The organism is Liquorilactobacillus sicerae, assembly GCF_029916425.1.
Taxonomy (GTDB): Bacteria; Bacillota; Bacilli; order Lactobacillales; family Lactobacillaceae; genus Liquorilactobacillus; species Liquorilactobacillus sicerae.
Map to the genome: position 1 here is coordinate 1 of NZ_JAHAVQ010000076.1, position 683 is coordinate 683.

Consider the following 683-nt stretch of genomic DNA (forward strand, 5'->3'; position numbering starts at 1 on the left):
GTTAAAGCGTCGGCGATGTTTCTTTTGGCGTCGGTGTGTTCAAAAGAAAGAGGAATTTGCGAACCGGTCAAAACAACGGTCTTTTTTAAATCATTTAACAAATAAGAAAGAGCGGAAGCCGTGTAAGCCATCGTGTCGGTTCCGTGAGTAATGATATAAGCGTCGAATTCTGGATGCTCTAAAATTTCTTTGCCAATTATTAGCCAATCTTCCGGTTGAATATTAGTCGAATCTTTGTCCATGACCGGAATAAATTCAATTTCATTATCAGCTTGATCAAAAAACGATGATAATTGATCAATCGTCATTCCCGGTGCCAAACCGTTTTTCTGGGGTGTTGAGCTGATTGTTCCACCCGTTGCTAAAACGAGAATTCTCTTCATAAAAACATTCTAAGCTTTTATTTTCGATTGAACAAAATTAGAAAGCCAAGTCAATAGGGTGATCATGACCAAGTAGATGACCGCAACAATTGCCCAAATCTGAAAACCCTGTTGCGTTCTGGCGACAATTAAATTCCCTGTCTGAGTGAGTTCAACCAGACCTATTGCTTGAAGAATCGAAGTATCTTTGAGGGTAATGATAAATTGATTAATCAAACTAGGAACCATAATTCTCATTCCTTGCGGCATAACGACATAACGCATTGATTGCCAATAGCTTATTCCGTTGGAACGGGCCGC

Annotated in this window: 2 protein-coding genes; both read right to left on the bottom strand. The window is 39.7% G+C overall.

What is annotated here, in order from left to right:
* On the bottom strand, window positions 1-383 hold a 383-nt coding region (locus KH893_RS11280; protein ID WP_281166209.1), incomplete at its 3' end, for an asparaginase domain-containing protein.
* A gap of 9 nt (window positions 384-392) precedes the next feature.
* The coding region (locus KH893_RS11285; RefSeq protein ID WP_281166210.1) for an ABC transporter permease subunit at window positions 393-683 on the bottom strand (291 nt) is incomplete at its 5' end.